The organism is Pseudomonas helvetica (genome assembly GCF_039908645.1).
In the GTDB taxonomy this organism is placed as follows: Bacteria; Pseudomonadota; Gammaproteobacteria; order Pseudomonadales; family Pseudomonadaceae; genus Aquipseudomonas; species Aquipseudomonas helvetica.
The window spans coordinates 902,501-918,490 of the sequence record NZ_CP150917.1; the positions used below are offsets into that span (position 1 = coordinate 902,501).

Below are 15,990 nucleotides of genomic sequence, written 5' to 3' on the forward strand. Positions count from 1 at the left end.
TCAAGTCATCATGGCCCTTACGGCCTGGGCTACACACGTGCTACAATGGTCGGTACAGAGGGTTGCCAAGCCGCGAGGTGGAGCTAATCCCATAAAACCGATCGTAGTCCGGATCGCAGTCTGCAACTCGACTGCGTGAAGTCGGAATCGCTAGTAATCGCGAATCAGAATGTCGCGGTGAATACGTTCCCGGGCCTTGTACACACCGCCCGTCACACCATGGGAGTGGGTTGCACCAGAAGTAGCTAGTCTAACCTTCGGGAGGACGGTTACCACGGTGTGATTCATGACTGGGGTGAAGTCGTAACAAGGTAGCCGTAGGGGAACCTGCGGCTGGATCACCTCCTTAATCGACGACATCAGCTGCTGCATAAGCTCCCACACGAATTGCTTGATTCATTGAAGAAGACGATTAGAAGCAGCCCGAAATTGGGTCTGTAGCTCAGTTGGTTAGAGCGCACCCCTGATAAGGGTGAGGTCGGCAGTTCGAATCTGCCCAGACCCACCAATTTTGCTTGTGTGGGAAACGCCTGTAGAAATACGGGGCCATAGCTCAGCTGGGAGAGCGCCTGCCTTGCACGCAGGAGGTCAACGGTTCGATCCCGTTTGGCTCCACCACTACTGCTTCTGTTGCATGAAAGCTTAGAAATGAGCATTCCATCGGTTCGATGGTGAATGTTGATTTCTAGTCTTTGATTAGATCGTTCTTTAAAAATTTGGGTATGTGATAGAAAGATAGACTGAACGTTACTTTCACTGGTAACGGATCAGGCTAAGGTAAAATTTGTGAGTAATTGCGAATTTTCGGCGAATGTCGTCTTCACAGTATAACCAGATTGCTTGGGGTTATATGGTCAAGTGAAGAAGCGCATACGGTGGATGCCTTGGCAGTCAGAGGCGATGAAAGACGTGGTAGCCTGCGAAAAGCTTCGGGGAGTCGGCAAACAGACTTTGATCCGGAGATGTCTGAATGGGGGAACCCACCTAACATAAGTTAGGTATCTTAAGCTGAATACATAGGCTTAAGAAGCGAACCAGGGGAACTGAAACATCTAAGTACCCTGAGGAAAAGAAATCAACCGAGATTCCCTTAGTAGTGGCGAGCGAACGGGGACTAGCCCTTAAGTGGCTTTGAGATTAGCGGAACGCTCTGGAAAGTGCGGCCATAGTGGGTGATAGCCCTGTACGCGAAAATCTCTTAGTCATGAAATCGAGTAGGACGGAGCACGAGAAACTTTGTCTGAATATGGGGGGACCATCCTCCAAGGCTAAATACTACTGACTGACCGATAGTGAACTAGTACCGTGAGGGAAAGGCGAAAAGAACCCCGGAGAGGGGAGTGAAATAGATCCTGAAACCGTATGCGTACAAGCAGTGGGAGCCCACTTTGTTGGGTGACTGCGTACCTTTTGTATAATGGGTCAGCGACTTATTTTCAGTGGCGAGCTTAACCGAATAGGGGAGGCGTAGCGAAAGCGAGTCTTAATAGGGCGTCTAGTCGCTGGGAATAGACCCGAAACCGGGCGATCTATCCATGGGCAGGTTGAAGGTTGGGTAACACTAACTGGAGGACCGAACCGACTACCGTTGAAAAGTTAGCGGATGACCTGTGGATCGGAGTGAAAGGCTAATCAAGCTCGGAGATAGCTGGTTCTCCTCGAAAGCTATTTAGGTAGCGCCTCATGTATCACTGTAGGGGGTAGAGCACTGTTTCGGCTAGGGGGTCATCCCGACTTACCAAACCGATGCAAACTCCGAATACCTACAAGTGCCGAGCATGGGAGACACACGGCGGGTGCTAACGTCCGTCGTGAAAAGGGAAACAACCCAGACCGTCAGCTAAGGTCCCAAAGTTATGGTTAAGTGGGAAACGATGTGGGAAGGCTTAGACAGCTAGGAGGTTGGCTTAGAAGCAGCCACCCTTTAAAGAAAGCGTAATAGCTCACTAGTCGAGTCGGCCTGCGCGGAAGATGTAACGGGGCTCAAACCATACACCGAAGCTACGGGTATCACTTAGGTGATGCGGTAGAGGAGCGTTCTGTAAGCCTGTGAAGGTGAGTTGAGAAGCTTGCTGGAGGTATCAGAAGTGCGAATGCTGACATGAGTAACGACAATGGGTGTGAAAAACACCCACGCCGAAAGACCAAGGTTTCCTGCGCAACGTTAATCGACGCAGGGTTAGTCGGTCCCTAAGGCGAGGCTGAAAAGCGTAGTCGATGGAAAACAGGTTAATATTCCTGTACTTCTGGTTATTGCGATGGAGGGACGGAGAAGGCTAGGCCAGCTTGGCGTTGGTTGTCCAAGTTTAAGGTGGTAGGCTGGAATCTTAGGTAAATCCGGGATTCTAAGGCCGAGAGCTGATGACGAGTGTTCTTTTAGAACACGAAGTGGTTGATGCCATGCTTCCAAGAAAAGCTTCTAAGCTTCAGGTAACCAGGAACCGTACCCCAAACCGACACAGGTGGTTGGGTAGAGAATACCAAGGCGCTTGAGAGAACTCGGGTGAAGGAACTAGGCAAAATGGCACCGTAACTTCGGGAGAAGGTGCGCCGGTGAGGGTGAAGGACTTGCTCCGTAAGCCCATGCCGGTCGAAGATACCAGGCCGCTGCGACTGTTTATTAAAAACACAGCACTCTGCAAACACGAAAGTGGACGTATAGGGTGTGACGCCTGCCCGGTGCCGGAAGGTTAATTGATGGGGTTAGCTAACGCGAAGCTCTTGATCGAAGCCCCGGTAAACGGCGGCCGTAACTATAACGGTCCTAAGGTAGCGAAATTCCTTGTCGGGTAAGTTCCGACCTGCACGAATGGCGTAACGATGGCGGCGCTGTCTCCACCCGAGACTCAGTGAAATTGAAATCGCTGTGAAGATGCAGTGTATCCGCGGCTAGACGGAAAGACCCCGTGAACCTTTACTATAGCTTTGCACTGGACTTTGAATTTGCTTGTGTAGGATAGGTGGGAGGCTTTGAAGCGTGGACGCCAGTTCGCGTGGAGCCAACCTTGAAATACCACCCTGGCAACTTTGAGGTTCTAACTCAGGTCCGTTATCCGGATCGAGGACAGTGTATGGTGGGTAGTTTGACTGGGGCGGTCTCCTCCTAAAGAGTAACGGAGGAGTACGAAGGTGCGCTCAGACCGGTCGGAAATCGGTCGTAGAGTATAAAGGCAAAAGCGCGCTTGACTGCGAGACAGACACGTCGAGCAGGTACGAAAGTAGGTCTTAGTGATCCGGTGGTTCTGTATGGAAGGGCCATCGCTCAACGGATAAAAGGTACTCCGGGGATAACAGGCTGATACCGCCCAAGAGTTCATATCGACGGCGGTGTTTGGCACCTCGATGTCGGCTCATCACATCCTGGGGCTGAAGCCGGTCCCAAGGGTATGGCTGTTCGCCATTTAAAGTGGTACGCGAGCTGGGTTTAGAACGTCGTGAGACAGTTCGGTCCCTATCTGCCGTGGACGTTTGAGATTTGAGAGGGGCTGCTCCTAGTACGAGAGGACCGGAGTGGACGAACCTCTGGTGTTCCGGTTGTCACGCCAGTGGCATTGCCGGGTAGCTATGTTCGGAATAGATAACCGCTGAAAGCATCTAAGCGGGAAACTAGCCTCAAGATGAGATCTCACTGGGACCTTGAGTCCCCTGAAGGGCCGTCGAAGACTACGACGTTGATAGGTTGGGTGTGTAAGCGCTGTGAGGCGTTGAGCTAACCAATACTAATTGCCCGTGAGGCTTGACCATATAACACCCAAGCAATCTGCATGCTTCGAGAGAAGAGCCAGATTGCGGTGTGTGAAGACGAAACGAACCGAAAGTTCGAGCTGCTCACAAACACCGAGATCTATCACATACCCATTCGCTGGAGCGTGATCTCGCAAGAGAATACGACCTGGCTGCCGAATTTCTTGACGACCATAGAGCATTGGAACCACCTGATCCCATCCCGAACTCAGCAGTGAAACGATGCATCGCCGATGGTAGTGTGGGGTTTCCCCATGTGAGAGTAGGTCATCGTCAAGATTAAATTCCGAAACCCCAATTGCGAAAGCAGTTGGGGTTTTGTTTTGCCTGCGAGAAAGTTGATTCCGGAATCCGGACAAATTTGCACAGTTATTTCTCGGCCAGAACACTAGAATAGGCCGGTCATTTTCAGAGCCCGAGCCCTTTATGCCAGATTCGGTTGACGCCCCAGGGCTGTCAGATTTACCGCTGGACGACTTGGTGGCGTGTCATGAGTGCGATTTGCTGATGCGCAAGCCGCAACTCGCTCATGGCGAGAAAGCCCTATGTCCACGCTGTGGTTATGAGCTCTATGCCCACCGGCACAATGTCGTGGAACGTAGCCTCGCCTTAGTGATCGCCGCGCTGCTGTTGTATGTTCCGGCGAACTTTTTACCCATCATGCAACTCCATCTACTCGGGCAGTCGTCGCACGACACTGTCTGGAGTGGCGTCGTTGGCCTATTCGATACCGGGATGCAAGGCGTAGCGGTAGTGGTGTTTCTGTGCAGCATGGGAATCCCGTTGCTCAAGTTGCTCTGTCAGTTGTTGGTACTGCTGAGCGTTCGTTTTGATATAGGGCGCAGCTACGGCTTGCTGCTCTATCGCATTTATCACCATCTACGCGACTGGGGAATGCTCGAGGTCTATTTGATGGGCGTGCTGGTGGCCATCGTCAAACTGGCAGACCTTGCGTCGATAACGGTTGGCGTGGGTCTGGCGTGCTTTATCAGTTTGCTATTGGTACAGGTATTACTTGAGGTAGTGATGTCGCCTCATCAGATCTGGCAAGCGCTGTCAGGAGAGGATGCTCATGCGGGCAATTGATGCAGGCATTCTGATTTGTATCGAATGCCATGAGCTTAACAAGCAGGAACCGGACACCGACGAGCAAACATGTACTCGCTGTGGAGCACTGGTCCATGCGCGTCGCCCCAATAGTTTGATGCGCACTTGGGCGTTGCTGATTACTGCGGCGATTCTCTATATACCCGCTAATGTGTTGCCGATCATGACCGTCAGTACATTAGGACAGGGTGAAGGCGATACCATCATGTCCGGCGTGATCACCCTGGTTCAGCACGGGATGTTTCCGATTGCTGCCGTGGTGTTTGTCGCCAGTATTCTGGTACCGACCTTCAAATTGGTGGGCATCGCATTGCTGTTGTTTTCGGTACAGCGGCGTCAGCCTTTATCCGCACGGCAACGCATCGTGATGTATCGGTTTATCGAGTTCATTGGTCGATGGTCAATGCTGGATATTTTCGTGATCGCCATTCTGGTGGCGGTGGTGAACTTTGGTCGACTTGCCAGTATCGAGGCGAATCTCGGTGCGGTGGCTTTCGCCAGTGTGGTGATTTTAACAATGCTTGCTGCAGTAACTTTCGATCCCCGACTGATTTGGGATAACACGGAGTCGGACGACGACCATGACTGATTTGCCTAAAGCTAAAACTCGACCGGCCTCGAACTGGTCGGCCATTTGGGTTCTGCCCCTGATCGCCTTGATGATTGGCGGATGGCTGGGCTGGCGTGCTTACAATGAGACCGGCATCGAGGTTCAGGTTCGCTTCGAAAGTGGCGAAGGCATTCAGGTCAACAAGACCGAAGTTGTCTACAAAGGTATGCCGGTCGGCAAGGTAAAAAGCCTGGCGCTGGATGACGAGGGAAAAACCCGCGGGGTTATCGCTACCATCGAAATGAACAAGGACGTCGAACAGTACCTGAAGACCAGCACGCGCTTCTGGCTGGTTAAGCCGAGCGTCACCCTGGCCGGGATTACTGGCCTGGAAACGTTGGTTTCAGGTAACTACGTGGCGATCAGCCCGGGTGAGGGTGAGCCAAGCCGCAAGTTCACCGCCTTGACCAAAGAGCCACCGCTGTCTGACTCCAAGCCAGGCTTGCACTTGACCATCAAGGCTGATCGTCTGGGTTCCCTGAACCGTGGCAGTCCGGTGTTCTATAAGCAGATCCAGGTTGGCCAGGTGAAAAGCTACCTGCTGTCCGAAGACCAGAGCACCGTCGAGATCAAAGTCTTTATCGAGCCTACCTACGCCAACCTGGTGCGCAAACATACGCGTTTCTGGAATGCCAGCGGGATCAGCATTGACGCCAACCTGTCAGGGGTGAAAGTGCGCAGCGAGTCGCTGGCCAGTATCGTTGCGGGCGGTATCGCCTTCGCCACGCCGGACAACCGCAAAGACAGCCCGCCCACCGATCCAAGCTTGCCGTTTCGTCTCTATGAAGACTTCGACGCCGCTCAGGCCGGTATTCGTGTCAAAGTGAAACTCAGCGACTTCGAAGGCCTGCAGGCCGGCCGCACACCCGTGATGTACAAAGGCATCCAGGTCGGTAACCTGAAAGCGCTCAAGATCGACCCGGACTTGTCCAGTGCCACGGCCGAGCTGACCCTTGATCCACTGGCCGAGGATTATCTGGTGACCGGGACCCAGTTCTGGGTGGTCAAACCTTCAATCTCGCTGGCCGGGATCACCGGGTTGGAGGCGTTGGTCAAAGGTAACTACATTGCCGTGCGCCCAGGCGACAAGGGCGGCGCGCCGCAACGTGAATTTGAAGCCCGGCCGAAGCCGCCGCCGCTGGATCTGCGGTCTCCAGGTCTGCACCTGGTGCTGTTCACCGAAAACCTCGGTTCGCTGGAAGTCGGCAGCCCGATTCTCTACAAGCAGGTCAAGGTCGGGTCGGTGCAGAGCTATCAGTTCTCTCGTACCAAAAAGCAGTTGGTCATCGGTGTACACATCGAGAAGGAGTACGAAGGACTGGTCAACGCCTCGACGCGATTCTGGAACGCCAGCGGAATTACCCTGACCGGTGGCCTCACCGGCGGGATTCAGGTCAAAAGTGAATCTCTGCAAAGCCTGATGGCCGGCGGTATTGCGTTCGAAACACCGAAAGCTACGGCGCCGTTGCAGAAGCGGATTCCGCGTTTCCGTTTGTTCGCCAACCGTGACGAGGCGAGCCAGAAAGGCGCTGTAGTCACGATCAAAGTCGATCGTGCCGACGGTTTGCGTACCGGCACGCCGATTCGCTTCAAAGGTCTGGATGTCGGTAAGGTAGAAAGCGTCGACCTCAGTGATGATCTGCAGTCGGTGCTGCTTACCGCACGCATCACCGAAGTGCCGGAGCGTATTGCTCGAGTCGGCAGCCAGTTCTGGGTGGTCAAGCCGGAGTTGGGCCTGATCAAAACGTCCAACCTGGAAACCCTGGTCTCCGGGCAATACATCGAGGTTCAGCCCGCCGCGAAAAACCTTGGTCCACAGAAAAATTTTGTGGCACTGGCCAATCCTCCAGAGTCTGTCAAGGAAGAGGCCGGTCTGAGTCTGGTGTTGAGCGCCGCTCGCCGTGGTTCGCTGAAAACCGGCGTGCCGGTGACTTATCGTGAAATCACCGTCGGCAAAGTCACCGGCTATGAACTGGGTCAAACGGCGGATCGCGTGTTGGTCCACATCCTGATCGAGCCGAAGTACGCGCCGTTGGTACGCAGCGGAACACGTTTCTGGAACACCAGCGGCTTTGGCCTGGACTTCGGGCTGTTCAAAGGCGCAACGGTGCGGACCGAGTCGCTGGAGACGCTGATCCAGGGCGGCATTGCGTTCGCTACTCCGGAAGGAGATCGCATGGGCAGTCCGGCACGGCCCGAGCAGACCTTCCCGCTTTTCGACAAGTTCGAAGATGAATGGCTGACCTGGGCGCCGAAGATTTCCCTCGGTAAATAACTCGCAACGGCAACCATAAAAAAGGCCGCGATCCATTGGATCGCGGCCTTTTTCGTTACGACGCCGGTAAAAGGATCAGACCTCGTCCAGTTCCGGTTCAGTCGACTCAACGTTGACCGTCGCCTTCACCTCGTCATGCCGGCGAATGTACTTCCAGTCCGCCTCGTCGATGTAGATACCATGCGGCCCGCTGCCACCTTCCAGGTCGATGGCAACACTGGCGCAGACCTGCGGCTTCACACTGGCGAGGATCGGCACGAAGCCCAGCTGCAAGCTGGTTTCCAGCAAGGCGGCCTGGTTTTTCTCGTCGATGTCCGCGGCCTCGTCGAGGTAGTACGGCAAACGTACACGCCCGGCCTGGTCGCGGTCCATCAAGTGCAGCAACAAGTACATGTTGGTCAGCGCCTTGATGGTCATGGTGGTGCCGTTGGACGCCGCGCCATCGATGTCGGTGTGAATCACCGGCTGCCCGTTGACCTTAGTGATTTCGAATGCCAGTTCGAACAGGTCCTTCAGGCCCAACTGGTTGTGGTTCGCAGCCACCAACCGTGCCAGGTATTCCTTGGCTTCTTCGTTCTTATTGTCCTGATCGGCACTTTGACTCAGGTCGAACACCGACAGGGTTTCGCCTTCCTCATACTGACCTGCGCTGTGGATGATCTGGTCGATGTGCTTGAGGGCTTCCTTGTTCGGCGCCAGCACGATGCGGAAGCTTTGCAGGTTGGAGACCTGACGTTTGTTGATCTCGCGGTTGAACAGCGCCAGTTGGTGTTCAAGGCTGTCGTAGTCGCTGCGAATGTTGCGCAGGGTCCGGGCGATGTCGGTGACCGCCGCACGGCGGGCCTTGCCGAGGGTCAGGGCTTCGTCGGTGCGGTGCGCGTAAGCGTTGATCAGCAATTGCAGGCGACGCTCGACATCGTCTTCGCTGTCGAACTTGGCCACGCCCTTGAGGCGAACCTGCGCGTAAAGCGCTTCAATCTGCCCGTCGACACGCAGCAGGCCTTGCCAGCTGTCCTGATAGTCATTGAGCAGCGGCAGCAGGTTGTCCATGGAATCGTCGATCGGGTCCATGAACGGCGTACCGAACGGCAGGTCTGCCGGCAACAGCTGACGGCGGCGCAGGGCGTCGTCGAGAGTGCGTTGCTTGGCTTCCATGTCGCCGATCTGCCGGCCGACCAGTTGCAGCTTGGCCGACAGTTGCTGGACGCGTTCGGTGAAGGCATCGCTGGAACGCTTCAACTCGTCCTGCGCAGCTTCCATTTGAGCCAGTTGCTCCAGCTTGTCGCCTTCCTCGGCGCTCAGGGTTTGCGAGCGGCGGAAGTCTTCCAGGGCTTTTTGCGCATCCAGCACTTGTTGGTACAGCGCTTCGGTCTGGGTCTTGCTGGCCGCGCGGTCCGCCACGACGGCCGCTTGGGTTTTCAGTTGCTTGAGTTCTTTGTCCAGGCGGTCTTTCTGATCACGCAGCGCGGCACGGTCGGCCAGGGCTTGCAGGGCCGGCGGCTCGATGTGCGACAGGTCGATGGACAGGCCCGGCACTTCGAAGCGCTCGCCCTTGAAGCCATCAAGGATCAGCTCCATGGATTTGACCCACTGGCCGTCTTCGTCCAGGGCAATGCCATGTTCGCCCAAGGGCAAGCTGAATAGCGCACTGTTGAACAGACGCATCAGGCGTTCGACGTCCTGTTGCGAGAACTCTTCGCGCAAGCGGGCGTAGCTATTGTTGTCGGCGTGATCGAGTTGCTGCTTGACCGACTTCAGGCGTTTTTCCAGATCCCGCAGACGCTCTTCGAGGTCTTCGGCACTGAATTGACGGGACTGTGCCAGCGCACCGGCCAATTCATCATGTGCGTCCTTGGCGGCGAGCAGTTGCTGTTCAAGCACCTTGACGTCATCGACCAGGGCGAAGCGATGCTTGAGCACCGACAACTCGCCCAGCCAGCGCTGGATGCCGGTGATTTCGCGCTCCAGGCGCATCAGTTCCTGAGTACCGCCGCGCTGATCGTTTTGCAGTGCGTCCTGCTCGTTGCGGTAGTGTTCGGCCTGAATCGTCAGCTCTTCCTTGCGCGCGCTGGCGTAGTCCGACCAGGTGCCGAGCAACGAGTCGAGCAACGGTGAGATGCGGTGCAACTTGCCGCGCAGGATGTTGCGCTGGGTCACGCCGGCAGCAAGCGCTTCGACCAACGGGCCGGCGGTGACCAGCGAGTTGTAATCCTGCTCCATGCGGCGCACGTCGCGGAAGGCTTCTTCGCAGGCGGCAATGTAATCGACACTGCCGGAACGCAGGCTGTGTTCAAAGGCATCGAGGAACAGTTGCTTGAGCTTGGCCGCAGTGATTTCGCGCATGTGCAGCAGGTTGATGAACAGTGCGCGGAAGGTTTTCAGGCTCTGCTCGCTGGTGGAGCGCAGCGGGATCAGCGTCAGGTCCAACGGGACCGACGTGTGGCCTCCGACCAGCAAGCGGCGCAATTCATCCGGCTTGAGTTCGTAGGCTTTCAGGCCTTCGCGCTCAAGGTTGGTGAACAGCTCTTTCTGGCGCAGGCAGGTATCGTTTTTCTGGTAATGGGCCAGGTCCAGTTTGCCCGCGTAGGCGAAAAACTGGTGACCGAACCCACCGCCCGGGCCACGTCCGACCACGCCAATCACGTGGGGACCGTGGGGCAGGGCGACTTCGACCAGGATGTAACTGGTGTCGGTGGCGAAATAGAAACGCCGCGATTGTTCAAGGCTGTACTTGCCGAAGCTCATGTCCGACATGCGCGCGAGGATCGGGAACTGCAAGGCGTTGATCGAGGCGGATTTACCGAGGTTGTTCGCACCGTAGACTGACAGCGGCTCTTCCAGCGGGAACAAGCCGAGGCTGTAACCGGCGGTGTTCAAAAGGGCAAAGCGGCGGATGCCGTAGCGTTCCTTGCTCATGCGTCGAGCTCCTGTTCTTCGGCAATGGCACGGGCCAGCGCATCTTCTTCGCTGTCTTCGGCAAAGTCACTAAGGTCCAGCGGATCATCGGTTTGCAGCAGTTTTTCGTCGCTGTCGTCATCGATCAGCACTGGCACCGGCAATGGCAGCACGCTGTGCAAGCTGGCGGCCAGGTCGCGGTCTTGCTGGACCGACAGGCAAACGTCGAGGAAACGGTGCATCGGCGGCAGGAAACGGTAGATGCCGTTCTCTTCGCTGGCGAACCCGAGCTGGGTCATGCGGCGCATGATCTTTTCTTCGAGTTCTTCGACGGTCTGCACTTCGGCCTGAATGAACAGGTCGCGGTATTTTTCCAGCAACGACGGCAGTTCATCGCGACCGAGGCTGCCGCCATCAAGCACGGCAATCGGATCGCGGCCCTGGTCAGCCAGATGCTCGACGAGGATGAAGGTGAACAGTGCCAGGCGCTGGGCGGTCTTGTTCACCGCTGCAGCGGCGAGGTCCGGCACAAAGTAGTAGAAACCACGGGTGTCGCAGACCAGTTCAAACCCCAGGGCCTTGAACAGCGTGCGGTACTGGTCCTGAAAGTTCGACAGCTGCGCGTAGAGTTCAGGATCGCGACGGCTGACGTGGTAGCCCTTGAACAGCTCGCGAAAGATCGGCGCCAGCTGAGACAGTTCGGATAGATCAAGATGCATTAGATGTGCTCGCAGAATTCTCGGGCGCGTCATCGCGGGCCGAGAGCAGGGCGAAGGAGCGCAGGCTGACCTGGTGCTCGTGAGTGTGGTAATCGCGGCGTTCCAGGCGCTCGCGCTTGAAGCGTTTTTCCCGCGACAGACGGGAGAACCAGTACAGCAACTCGTCGGTCGCGCCGTCCGGTTCCTGTTCCAGCAGCCAGGTCATCAAATCCGGCATCGGCAGCGCGTCTTCGCAGCGTTCGAGCATTTCCCGAACGGTGCGCGGTGCCCGCGGGGCTTCGCCTTTTTGGGTTTTGTGGGCCTTGGGGAAACGTGCCGGTTTTGGCTCGAAACGCGCCAGTGCATAAACGTAGGCTTCGACCTGACTGGCGCTGCCGAGGAAGGTACTTTGCGGGCGGGTGAACATCGGCATCGCCGCTTGTGGCACTGCGTCGATGCCCTTGCGGCGGATCATCGACAGCGCCAGCGCCGCGCCACGGGTTACGGCGTTGTGCCGACGGGCCTCTTCACGCAGCGGCAGCAACAGCTCGCGAGCATGACGCAAGGTCAGTTGGGCGCTGGTCTGCATTTCGAGGATGCGCGCGTGGGTGCGCAGCAGCATGTCGTCGTCGACCAGGTGGCCGAGGCGCTGTTGTTCGCTGAGCATGCGCAGCAGCACGTTTTCAACCTTGCGCACGCCTTGCTCGAAGGCGCCGTCGGCGTTGACCAACTGAATCATCGGCTCGACGTATTCGTCCCATGTCGCCAGCACTTCGGCATAACGCTGACGCAGCGGAATCTGCCGGTCGCTGGTCTTGGCCCGCTCGGCAACGGCCACCAGGGCTTGTTCGTCGTTGGCGAGTTTTTTCAGGACATCGCGCACGCGCATGTCGAGCAAACGCAGCTGGCGTGCCAGATCATTGCCGTCGCGGATGTCGAAAGCGTCCTGAATGTAACCGGCCAGCCGCTCCAGATGGCGCAGGTAGGCTTCGATTTCCAGGCACAGGCCCAGACGGTGCTCACGGCGCAGGTAGGCGAGGAAGTCGTGAATCTGCGCGTTGAGCTCAAAACGGTTCGGGCTTTTGGCCACCGGAACCAGAATGTCGAGGCGGATCCACACGTCCAGCAGGCTGGTGATGTCCTGTGGCGTGCTGTCCAGTTGCTGGGCGGCCAGCTGTGAGCGCAGTTCGTTGAGGCTCAGGGTGCCTTGGTCGAAGTGCTCGCACAAAGGCTCCAGAAGTGCCCAGTGTTCGGCGAGGGCGCGCAAGACGCGCTTGGGTTCGATCATTGGAATGGCCGGCTGGTTGGCGATTAAAAGCAGCGATTGTACTGCATCACGTGCGATGGGAATCACTCTCGAGGCATCGACGGGACGGACAGTCGCTTTTCTATCGATCAACTGCGGGCGATCTTGAGCGAAGGGCGGTAGAATCCCTGCACTATCCGTTATCCACAAGTGGCCGACCTTTGCTTATCGAGTCCCGTCGCCGCGCCTATTTGACCGCCATGCAGGTGGTCAACTGGCTGCCGCGCACCGAATTGCCCTTTGCCGCACCGTCGCGGCCCGAGCTGCTGGAAGCGCCGGAGCCGTTGGTCGAGACGCCGATTGCGCCGACGCAGGTCGCGAAAGCGGCCGTAGAGCCTGTGGCCAAGCCGGCCGAACGGGTCAAGGTCGAAGTGCCGCGCCCGACGCCTTCTGTTGCGCGCCCAGCGAGCAAGCCGGTCGAGGACGCCGAAGACGCACCGGTCGTGGCCAAGGCGCCGCAGGTGCCGCCGCCGCGTTTTGCCCTGCAATTGTTGCGGGCCGGCCGTTGCCTGCTGCTGGTGGAGTTACCCACAGGCGGTGCGTTCCAGACTCGCGATCCGGCCTACTTGTTGCTCAAGGACATGCTGCGCGCCGCCGGTCTGCCGGACAGCCCGCAAATTGTCGGCGAACCGGTCCGCTGGCCGCTGCTGGTACGCGGAACGATGGATCAGGGCCCGGAAGCTGCCCGCGATTTCGTTCAAGGGTTCCTTTCGGCTCGCCTGGAAGACGCGCCTTGTGTGTGCCTGTGGTTGATCGGCCTGCCGGCGGTGCGTTTTGCCGGTGAGGCAAATACTGAAGCCTACAACCGCGAACTTCAGGTTGAAGGCCTGGGGTCGGTCTGGGCGCTGCCCGGCCTGGAATTATTAATGGAAGAGCCACAGCGTAAGGCTGATGTCTGGCAAGCCATGCGTCGGCTGATGGCGCGTTGGAAAGAATCGAATGAGTGACGCTGTATCGTTCCGCCCGATGACCGAAGCGGATCTGGACGCTGTACTGAGAATCGAATACGCGGCGTTCAGCCATCCCTGGACCCGTGGGATTTTTCTTGATGGTCTGGGCAAATACCAGATCTGGCTGATGTTCGAAGGTCAGCAACAGGTTGGCCACGGTGTGGTGCAGATCATCCTCGATGAGGCGCATCTGCTGAACATCACGGTCAAACCGGAAAATCAGGGGCGCGGGCTGGGTTTGAGGCTGCTTGAGCACTTGATGTCCCGTGCGTATGAAGCCAAAGCCCGGGAATGTTTCCTGGAAGTGCGCGACAGCAATCAGGCGGCATTCCGTCTGTATGAGCGTTATGGTTTCAATGAAGTCGGTCGCCGTCGTGATTACTACCCGGCGGTCGGTGGGCGTGAAGATGCGGTGGTGATGGCCTGCACGTTGGTCGACTGACGCACATCCAATGTGGCGAGGGAGCTTGCTCCCGCCGGCCGGTCCGCACTCGGGCTAAGCAGTCGTAAAATCGGCTAACGCGCTCTTTCTAATAAATCGCGGTTGCTGATTTCAGGGCCGATTCTCGACCCAACGGGAGCAAGCTCCCTCGCCACAGGATTACCGATTGCCATCAACCGGATCGCGCTCTGCCAGTTCCGCCTCATCCAGCCCGTTGCCGCCGCCGATTTCGTCCTCATCGACAATGCTCAAGTCCCAATCGGCGCTGAAGTCTTCTCCGGCTTCATGAGCGTCACGGGCGCCATCTTCGCGAATCAGGTTTTCCGGGCTCATGTCGTCGTCAATGGGTTCGTCGTCAGCCGCGGTCCCGCCCGTGCCTTTTTCACGTACGCGTTCGCTGGGCATTTGTTGCTCACGCTCGTGCTCGCGGGTCAGGCCACCGATAGTCTCGCCGGGTTCTTCTTCATCGAAATCCAGCTCGCGCATCGAACCCATGCGGTCTTCGTTGTCGTCGATAGGCTCGGGTTGGACCGCGCCGTAAGGACGTCGTGAATCAGTCATGGAAATTCCTCATAATGTGGGGCCTTATAGGGTGGACAGGCGTTACCCTTAAAGATTCCAAGGCATTTCTGTTCGGCTACTGCAACATCCGCGTGACCCCGACGGGCGGTTGTCTGTCAAAGCAGTGCATCATTCTTGAGGCTTCAGAGCATGAACGAATTACAAGATCTGATTGATAACAACGCGCGTTGGGCCGATGCGATCAAGCAGGAAGATCCTGACTTCTTCGCCAAGCTGGCCCGCCAACAGACGCCGGAATACCTGTGGATCGGTTGCTCCGACGCGCGCGTACCGGCCAACGAAATCGTCGGCATGTTGCCTGGTGACTTGTTCGTACACCGTAACGTTGCCAACGTGGTGCTGCACACCGACCTTAACTGCCTGTCAGTGATTCAGTACGCGGTGGATGTGCTGAAGGTCAAACACATCCTGGTCACCGGCCATTACGGTTGCGGCGGCGTGCGCGCCTCGATGCAGGACCGCCAGTTGGGCCTGATCGACGGCTGGCTGCGCTCGATTCGCGATCTTTATTACGAACACCGCGAAGAGCTTGGCCAATTGCCGACTGAAGAAGAGCGGGTCGACCGTCTCTGCGAACTCAACGTGATCCAGCAAGTGGCCAATGTCGGTCATACCAGTATTGTGCAAAATGCCTGGCACCGTGGGCAGAGCCTGTCGGTCCATGGTTGCATCTACGGGATCAAGGACGGTCGCTGGAAGAGCCTGAACGCGACCATCAGCGGTTTCGAGCAACTGCCGCCGCAATACCGTTTGCGTCCGGTCGGTGCCTTGTAAACGGCGCTGAGCCTCCGTTTATCAGGGGCTATGTCGATGCCAGTGTTGCAAGAACTTCTGGCCTTCGGCGTTTGGCGGATCATCGTAGCCGGTGATCCAGCCACGGCAATCGGGCGAGCCGCACTGACAGGCAAACTGACGTGTCAGCTTCTCTTCAGTGCTGGCGTAGTCCATGCACAGCACTGTGCCAGGTGCGATGTCCTTCAGAGCCCATAAACACAGTTCGCTCATGTCGAGAAAGACGTTAGGGTCGCAGGAGTGCAGCAGTAGTCCGGAAAAAAACGGGTCGTAGACGTGGATACCCGGCGCCAGTTGCAGGGTATGCAAACGGCGGATATGCATCAGCAGTCCCGATACCCGACAGATACGACTGATGCGCAGGTAATCGCGCTGTGCCGTGATTGCCGCGCCGCGCCCATCGTCAGTCTGGATAACTGTGAAGTGAGCTCTGGAGGGGTAGCCCTGGCGGGCACTGAGTTCTTTGTTCGGGTAGATGCAACTGCTTGACAGCGTAGCTGCCTTATCCCTGGCCTGAGGCTTCATAACGATCCTTGTTCATTGGGCGCTGCGACCACAGGAAGCTGGCGATCCTGCCAGCCCTGCAGCA

The 15,990-nt window shown here is 57.1% G+C and carries 11 protein-coding genes, 2 tRNA genes and 3 rRNA genes (1 of these 16 running past the window's edge); 11 read left to right on the forward strand and 5 right to left on the reverse strand.

The features are described 5' to 3' along the window. From AABM55_RS03975 to AABM55_RS04010, 8 genes are all read left to right on the forward strand, one after another. Positions 1-349, forward strand: a 16S ribosomal RNA gene (locus AABM55_RS03975) (it extends 1,188 nt beyond the left edge of the window). Between the two features lie 82 nt (positions 350-431). Next, positions 432-508: transfer RNA gene (locus AABM55_RS03980), tRNA-Ile, on the forward strand. A gap of 34 nt (positions 509-542) precedes the next feature. Continuing rightward, positions 543-618: transfer RNA gene (locus AABM55_RS03985), tRNA-Ala, on the forward strand. A 234-nt stretch (positions 619-852) separates the two neighbouring features. After that, positions 853-3,744: ribosomal RNA gene (locus AABM55_RS03990) — 23S ribosomal RNA — on the forward strand. Between the two features lie 163 nt (positions 3,745-3,907). Continuing rightward, positions 3,908-4,023 (forward strand): 5S ribosomal RNA (rrf, locus tag AABM55_RS03995). The 16S, 23S and 5S rRNA genes sit together here with 2 tRNA genes alongside, the layout of an rRNA operon. Positions 4,024-4,170: 147 nt before the next feature. Next, positions 4,171-4,830: a paraquat-inducible protein A gene (locus tag AABM55_RS04000; protein WP_054595580.1), complete on the forward strand. Its 660-nt coding sequence runs from the start codon at positions 4,171-4,173 to the stop codon at positions 4,828-4,830. After that, positions 4,817-5,440 carry a paraquat-inducible protein A gene (locus AABM55_RS04005; protein WP_019693707.1) on the forward strand — a complete coding sequence of 208 codons (624 nt, stop codon included), beginning with the start codon at positions 4,817-4,819 and terminating at the stop codon, positions 5,438-5,440. The genes AABM55_RS04000 and AABM55_RS04005 overlap by 14 nt, the downstream gene beginning before the upstream one ends. Then, positions 5,433-7,736 (forward strand): MlaD family protein, encoded by a 2,304-nt coding sequence (locus AABM55_RS04010; protein ID WP_347928880.1) that lies wholly within the window; start codon positions 5,433-5,435, stop codon positions 7,734-7,736. Before AABM55_RS04005 ends, AABM55_RS04010 begins: the two co-directional genes overlap by 8 nt. Before the next feature lie 75 nt (positions 7,737-7,811). On the opposite strand, the gene mksF is transcribed toward AABM55_RS04010, so the two are convergent. The 3 genes from mksF to mksB are packed head-to-tail and all read right to left on the reverse strand — an operon-like array spanning position 7,812 to position 12,617. Then, a complete protein-coding gene (gene mksF, locus AABM55_RS04015) occupies positions 7,812-10,652 on the reverse strand; it encodes an Mks condensin complex protein MksF (protein WP_347928881.1) in 2,841 nt (946 codons plus the stop codon). Next, positions 10,649-11,350: an Mks condensin complex protein MksE gene (mksE, locus tag AABM55_RS04020; protein ID WP_347928882.1), complete on the reverse strand. Its 702-nt coding sequence runs from the start codon at positions 11,348-11,350 to the stop codon at positions 10,649-10,651. Before mksE ends, mksF begins: the two co-directional genes overlap by 4 nt. Continuing rightward, positions 11,340-12,617, reverse strand: coding sequence for an Mks condensin complex protein MksB (gene mksB / locus AABM55_RS04025; protein ID WP_054598235.1), 1,278 nt, complete (start codon positions 12,615-12,617; stop codon positions 11,340-11,342). The genes mksE and mksB overlap by 11 nt, the downstream gene beginning before the upstream one ends. Before the next feature lie 218 nt (positions 12,618-12,835). Between mksB and AABM55_RS04030 the strand changes: the two genes are divergently transcribed. Together AABM55_RS04030 and rimI are read left to right on the forward strand one after the other, a co-directional pair. Then, positions 12,836-13,582 carry an energy transducer TonB gene (locus AABM55_RS04030; protein WP_347929989.1) on the forward strand — a complete coding sequence of 249 codons (747 nt, stop codon included), beginning with the start codon at positions 12,836-12,838 and terminating at the stop codon, positions 13,580-13,582. Then, complete coding sequence (rimI, locus tag AABM55_RS04035) at positions 13,575-14,027, forward strand: ribosomal protein S18-alanine N-acetyltransferase (protein ID WP_019693701.1); 453 nt, start codon at positions 13,575-13,577, stop codon at positions 14,025-14,027. The genes AABM55_RS04030 and rimI overlap by 8 nt, the downstream gene beginning before the upstream one ends. Before the next feature lie 159 nt (positions 14,028-14,186). Here rimI and AABM55_RS04040 read toward each other — a convergent pair whose 3' ends face one another. After that, the gene (locus tag AABM55_RS04040) at positions 14,187-14,588 is read right to left on the reverse strand and encodes a hypothetical protein (protein WP_054595586.1); all 402 of its coding nucleotides are present in this window, start codon (positions 14,586-14,588) and stop codon (positions 14,187-14,189) included. Positions 14,589-14,738: 150 nt separating this feature from the next. Between AABM55_RS04040 and can the strand changes: the two genes are divergently transcribed. Then, on the forward strand, positions 14,739-15,383 hold the full coding sequence (gene can, locus AABM55_RS04045) for a carbonate dehydratase (RefSeq protein ID WP_054595587.1): 645 nt from the start codon (positions 14,739-14,741) through the stop codon (positions 15,381-15,383). Positions 15,384-15,404: 21 nt separating this feature from the next. Here the strand turns inward: can and AABM55_RS04050 are convergent, their stop codons facing one another. After that, positions 15,405-15,926 (reverse strand): SET domain-containing protein, encoded by a 522-nt coding sequence (locus AABM55_RS04050; RefSeq protein WP_054595588.1) that lies wholly within the window; start codon positions 15,924-15,926, stop codon positions 15,405-15,407. Positions 15,927-15,990 lie beyond the last annotated feature (64 nt).